Here is a 5117-nt window from a genome sequence, read left to right as displayed (position 1 = left end):
CGATGGTCTTCCCCTCCGTCAACGAGGCGGTCCGCGCGGGCGACCGGGCGCTGGCGGGAGGCGGGAGGCGGACGGAGTGATACCAGATTGCCGAGCATGGTTCTGGTTCCGAACAGATTGGGAATCACACAGAGAACACGGAGGAACTGAAGACGCGATTGAAGTTTCTCTGTGTTCTCTGTGTCCTCTGTGTGAGGCTTTATCAGAAAGCTGTACCCGAACGATGCTCTGCAAAGTGGTATCAATCGTCGAACATCCCTCGTCGATTGCCCTGGGCGGCGGACGCAGAGGGAGCCGCGCCCGGGTCCGGCCCCTCACGCCGAGCGCCGGATGGCCCTGACCAGCTCGTCCTTGCTCATCGAGCTGCGGCCGGGGATGTCGAGCTCCTTCGCGCGCTCGTAGAGCTCGGCGCGGCTGGCCTCGTGCAGGTCGTCCGCACCGCCGCCGCCGGGCGCGGGCGCCTCGTCCTCCTCGTTGCCCGCGATACGCGCCTTCAGGATCTCCATCAGGTCGATCACCCCGGCCGGCCCGCCGCCCTCCCGGTCCGCGGCGCGCTCGTCCGGCTGCACCACGTCCTCGCCGGCGCGGAGCTTTGCGCGCACCACCTTCCGCAGGCGCTCGGCCGAGCGGTCCGCCAGCTCCTTGCGGTCGAGGCGCTTCTCCACCTGCTTGCCGATCTCCCGGTCGATGCGCTTGACCTCGGCCGGGGCGGGCCTGGCCGGCTTCGGCAGCCCGACGTCGTCCGGGGTCCGCAGCTCGTCGGCGAAGCGGAGCGTCTCGGCGCGGAGGATGCCGTTCTCGGCGATGATCGCCACCACGTACTCCTTCGCCCGCAGCACGAAGGTGGCGATCCCCGCCCGGCCGGTCTCCTCCATCACGCGGGCCAGGAGCCGGTACGCCTTGTTGGAGCCGCCGGACGGGGCCAGGTAGTAGGCCCGCTCGAAGTACATCGGGTCGATCTCCGACGCCTTCACGAACCGCCGCAGGTCGATGTCGCGCGTCCGCTCCGGCGCCAGCCGCTCCAGCTCGTCGTCGTCCACCACCACGAAGCGGTCCTTCTCGACCTCGTAGCCCCGCACGATCTCCTCGGCCTCCAGCGGGCGGTCGTCGCGCGAGGTGAAGTAGCGCCGGGCGAGCGGGGTCCCGTCGGGCGAGACCATCCTGAGCGACACGCCGCCCGGCCGGTTGGCCGCGTACAGCGCCACCGGGACGCTCACCAGCCCGAAGGTGATGGTCCCCGACCAGAAGGCGCGGGCGACGGGCTCCTCCTCCTGCTCGACCGGCTCCCGCTCAGGCACGCTTCCTCCCCCGGTCGGCCGCCGCGACGCTCTGCTCCAGCACGTCCGCCAGCGACGCCCCGCCCTTCTTCGCGGGCGCCCTGGGGAACTTCACCACCTTCCCGGCCGCCTTCGCCTCCACCAGCTCCAGCACGCGCTCGCGGTACTCGTCGCGGTAGGCGGCGATGTCGAACTCGTCCTCCATCGCGGCGACGAGCTGCCTGGCCATCCCCACCTCCCGCTCCTCGAGCTCGCGGCCCGTGGGCGGCGACAGCGCCGACGCCGGGACCACCTCGCCGGCGTGGCGCAGGGTGATCAGCATCAGGTAGTCGCCCTCGGCGCGGAGCGCGCCCACGTACTCCTTCTTCCGCATCACCCAGCGCGCCACGCCCTCCACGCCGCGCTTCCGCAGCGCCTGGGCGAGGGCGAAGTAGCGCCCCTCCTCCTCGTCGGGGCCCAGCCAGTACGGGCGGTCGTACCACTGGTGGGTGATCTCTTCCGGGGGTACGAAGCGGGTGACCTCGATGTCGCGCGAGGCTGGCGGCACCGCCTTCTCGAGCTCCTCCTCGTCCAGGATCACCAGCACGCCCTCGTCGGTCTCGTAGGCGCGCCGGATGTCGGCCGGGTCGACCACCTTTTCCGTGTCGGGGTCCACCATGTGCTGGCGGACGGGCTCCTTGCGCTTCGCGTCGAGCAGGCGGAAGTGCACCGAGCGGTCCTGCACCGCCGAGTACAGCTTCACCGGCACGTCGACCGCGCCGAAGCGGACGTGCGCCTTCCAGATCGCCCGCGCGCCCATCAGCCCTCCCCCTCCTCCTCGACGCACTCGTGGCAGAGCACCTCGCCCGTCTCGCGGTTCACCACCACGCAGTGCTCGCACGCCGGCCGGTCGCACGCGGCGCAGCGGTACCCCGACTGGAGCACGTGGGGGTGCGAGCAGAGGTCGCACCTCTCCGTGCCGCCGTCGAGCCAGTACGGGAGCGTCCTGTTCTTCTTGGCCATGCGTGCCGGCGCGGGCAAGTTGTCTGCCAAGCCTCACACGGAGTCAACGGAGTCAACAGAGAACCACTGTTCTCCGCTGACTCCGTTGATTCCGTGTGAGACATTCGGTTTACGGATTCTCGATCAGGGGTACGGGAACACCGCCCGCGGCGCGCGCAGCTCCTCCTCCCACGGGATCCACGCCACGTCGGTGGGGCCGATGGCGTAGCGCAGCACGCGCCAGCGCCCGCCCTCGCGGCGCAGCAGCGCGAACATCCCGTCGTCGAACATCCCCTCGTCGACCGCCTGCTGGTACGGCGTGCCGCGGTAGTCGAACGGCGAGCCGTCGGGCTTGCGGGGCACCGCCTCCACGAACGCCCACGTCCCCAGCACGCGCAGCGTCCGCACCTCGAAGATCGCCGGCTTCCTCAGCTCCCGCTGGACGGGCACGCGCAGCGCGTCCATGATCGCCTGGCGCTCCGCCGAGCCGCGCGCCGGCGTGTGGGGCCGCTGCTGCGCCGGGGCGCGCGCCGCCGCGAGCAGCAGCGGGACGAGCGCGAGCGCCGCGCGGCGCACTGCGGGCGGGACGGCCGGCATCGCTCAGCTCCCGCGGTAGGTGGAGTAGCCGTAGGGGCTCAGCAGCAGCGGCACGTGGTAGTGCCGCTCGCCCTCGCGCACCGCGAAGACCACGGACACCTCGGGGTAGAAGCCCTCCACCCCCGTGGACGTGAAGTAGGCGCCCGTGTCGAAGCTCAGGCGGTAGGTGCCCGGCTCCAGCGCCTGGCCTTCGGGGAGCAGGCCGGAGAGGCGCCCGTCCGCGTCGGTGACGCCGCTGGCCACCCGCTCCATCGCGTCGTCCTTGGCGCGCTCCAGCAGCACCGCCACTCCCACCGCCGGCAGCCCGCGCATGGTGTCCAGCACGTGCGTGGTGATCGCGCTCATCTTCTTCTCGGAGGACAGGGGACAGGGAACAGGGGACAGGGGACAGCCTGCGCGGGCGACCCGCCGCTACTCCCGGCCGGCGTCCGCGGCGGGGAGCGCGAAGGAGAAGGTGGCGCCCTGCCCCGGCACGCTCTCGGCCCAGATCCGCCCGCCGTGGGCCTCCACGATCCCCCTGGCGATCGCCAGGCCGAGCCCCGCGCCCCCGCGCCGGCTCCGGCTGGTGTGCCAGAACCGGTCGAAGACGAGGGGCAGGTCGGCCTCGGGGATCCCGGGGCCGGTGTCCTGGACCGAGACGACCGCCTCGCCCGCGCCGGGCGCGGCGCGCACGGAGACCGTTCCCTCCTCGGGCGTGAACTTGATCGCGTTGCCCACCAGGTTCGAGAGCACCTGCAGGAGGCGGTCCCGGTCGCCGCGGACGTCCGGCACCCCCGGCGCGGCGCGGCACTCGAGGCGCAGGCGCTTCTCCGCCGCCTGTCCCGCCAGCATCCGGCACGCCTCCTCCAGCACCGGCGCCAGCGGCAGCGGCTCCAGCTCCACCGTGAGGCGCCCCGCCTCGATGGCGCTCACGTCGAGCAGGTCGCCGATCAGGCGGTTCATCCCCGCGGCGGCGCGCCGGATGATGGCGATCTGCTCCGCCTTCGTCGCCTCGGGGAGCGGCATCTCGAGGAGCTCCACGGCCAGGCCGATGGTGCTCACCGGGTTGCGCAGGTCGTGCGAGACCACGGCCAGGATCTCGTCGCGGGTGCGGACGGCGGCTTCGGCCTTCTCCAGCGCGCGCGCCAGCCGGTTCCGCTCCCGGGAGAGCTTCCGCTGCGAGTCGACCAGTTCCCGGTGCAGCTCCGAGAGCTCTCCGTAGAGCAGCTCCAGCCTGGGATCGAGCGAGTACTCCAGCAGCCAGAGGGTGGCCCCGGGCTCCGCCGCCGACCACACCGCCAGGAACGTCCTGAGCTCGAGCGAGCCGGGCGTGGCGACCACCAGCTCCCAGGTGCAGGCCGGGCTCGCGCGCTCGGCCTCCGTGAGGATCCGCCGCCACTTCTCCTGCGACGAGGAGTCCAGCACCTCCGCCAGGGCGACGCCCGCCAGGTCGCGGCCGACCAGCGCGTCGAGGTGCCCGTTGGATGCGCGCACGACGCCGTCGGCCGACACCTCGAGCGCCGCGCCCGGGAAGCGGCGCAGGCACGCGTGCAGCGTCTCCGTGCTCACGGGAGGCGGTCCCGGAGCGGCGCGGCCGCGAGACAGCCCTGGTACGCCTCCTTCGTGGTCACGGCTCCGCGCGGGGTTGCGACAGGTTGCAGGGGACCGGGCACAGGGAACGGCCGGCACGGGCGGCTCGCTCCCGGCCGCGTCAGGCGAGCTGCTCCTCGATGCTGCGGGTGAGCGGCGACTCCACGTCGCCGGTGTGCTTCGTCTCCACCGGCTCCACCAGCACCAGCCAGCACTCCTCGTCGGCCTCCGGCCTGTGGAGCACGCCCTTCGGCACCACGTACAGGTCGCCCGGGCCCAGCACCGCCTCGCCGTCCTCGAAGCGCAGGCGCAGCGAGCCCTTCAGCACCCAGAACAGCTCGTCTTCGTGCTCGTGGCGGTGCCAGACGAACTCGCCGCGCACCTTCGCCACCTTCACGAACTGGTCGTTCACGCGCGCCACCACCTTCGGCGACCACAGGTCGCGCACGCGCCCGAACTCCTCCTCCAGCCGGTGCACCTCGCTCATCCCGCCCTCCGCTTCCGCCTGACCCGGCGCGCCGACGCGGGCGCCGCCGGAGTGTAGCCCCGCCCCGCCCTCCGCGCCAGACGCTCCGCCGCACTTCGCACCTCGCACTTCGCACTGCCGTTCGGGCGTGTCCCTCCGCTGCGCTCCGGGCCGGGCTGCGCGCGCGGTAGGGCACGATACGACCGTGCCCGACCGCGCCGGGACGG

7 protein-coding genes are annotated in these 5117 nt (G+C 72.6%); all 7 read right to left on the bottom strand.

The window, feature by feature from the left end:
- Nucleotides 1–314: 314 nt before the first annotated feature.
- On the bottom strand, nt 315–1298 hold the full coding sequence (locus VF746_29590) for a Ku protein (GenBank protein HEX8696608.1): 984 nt from the start codon (nt 1296–1298) through the stop codon (nt 315–317).
- Nucleotides 1291–2076, bottom strand: coding sequence for a Ku protein (locus VF746_29585; GenBank protein HEX8696607.1), 786 nt, complete (start codon nt 2074–2076; stop codon nt 1291–1293). The genes VF746_29590 and VF746_29585 overlap by 8 nt, the downstream gene beginning before the upstream one ends.
- On the bottom strand, nt 2076–2279 hold the full coding sequence (locus VF746_29580; GenBank protein HEX8696606.1) for a hypothetical protein: 204 nt from the start codon (nt 2277–2279) through the stop codon (nt 2076–2078). Before VF746_29580 ends, VF746_29585 begins: the two co-directional genes overlap by 1 nt.
- 123 nt (nt 2280–2402) lie before the next feature.
- Nucleotides 2403–2855 carry a hypothetical protein gene (locus VF746_29575; GenBank protein HEX8696605.1) on the bottom strand — a complete coding sequence of 151 codons (453 nt, stop codon included), beginning with the start codon at nt 2853–2855 and terminating at the stop codon, nt 2403–2405.
- Nucleotides 2856–2858: 3 nt separating this feature from the next.
- Entirely contained in the window at nt 2859–3200 is a 342-nt protein-coding gene (gene uraH / locus VF746_29570; GenBank protein ID HEX8696604.1) for a hydroxyisourate hydrolase, read from the bottom strand.
- Between the two features lie 66 nt (nt 3201–3266).
- Entirely contained in the window at nt 3267–4403 is a 1137-nt protein-coding gene (locus tag VF746_29565) for a HAMP domain-containing sensor histidine kinase (protein ID HEX8696603.1), read from the bottom strand.
- 142 nt (nt 4404–4545) lie between these two features.
- Complete coding sequence (locus VF746_29560) at nt 4546–4911, bottom strand: cupin domain-containing protein (protein ID HEX8696602.1); 366 nt, start codon at nt 4909–4911, stop codon at nt 4546–4548.
- Nucleotides 4912–5117 lie beyond the last annotated feature (206 nt).

This window comes from Longimicrobium sp., from assembly GCA_036389795.1.
Taxonomy (GTDB): Bacteria; Gemmatimonadota; Gemmatimonadetes; order Longimicrobiales; family Longimicrobiaceae; genus Longimicrobium.
The sequence above is the reverse complement of the archived record's forward strand: the minus strand, read 5'-3'. Positions and strand labels throughout refer to the sequence as shown.

Coding starts and splice junctions, on each gene's coding strand:
- VF746_29585 (HEX8696607.1), bottom strand. CDS start 2,076: ATGGGCGCGCGGGCGATCTGGAAGGCGCACGTCCGCTTCGGCGCGGTC.
- uraH (HEX8696604.1), bottom strand. CDS start 3,200: ATGAGCGCGATCACCACGCACGTGCTGGACACCATGCGCGGGCTGCCG.
- VF746_29575 (HEX8696605.1), bottom strand. CDS start 2,855: ATGCCGGCCGTCCCGCCCGCAGTGCGCCGCGCGGCGCTCGCGCTCGTC.
- VF746_29580 (HEX8696606.1), bottom strand. CDS start 2,279: ATGGCCAAGAAGAACAGGACGCTCCCGTACTGGCTCGACGGCGGCACG.
- VF746_29560 (HEX8696602.1), bottom strand. CDS start 4,911: ATGAGCGAGGTGCACCGGCTGGAGGAGGAGTTCGGGCGCGTGCGCGAC.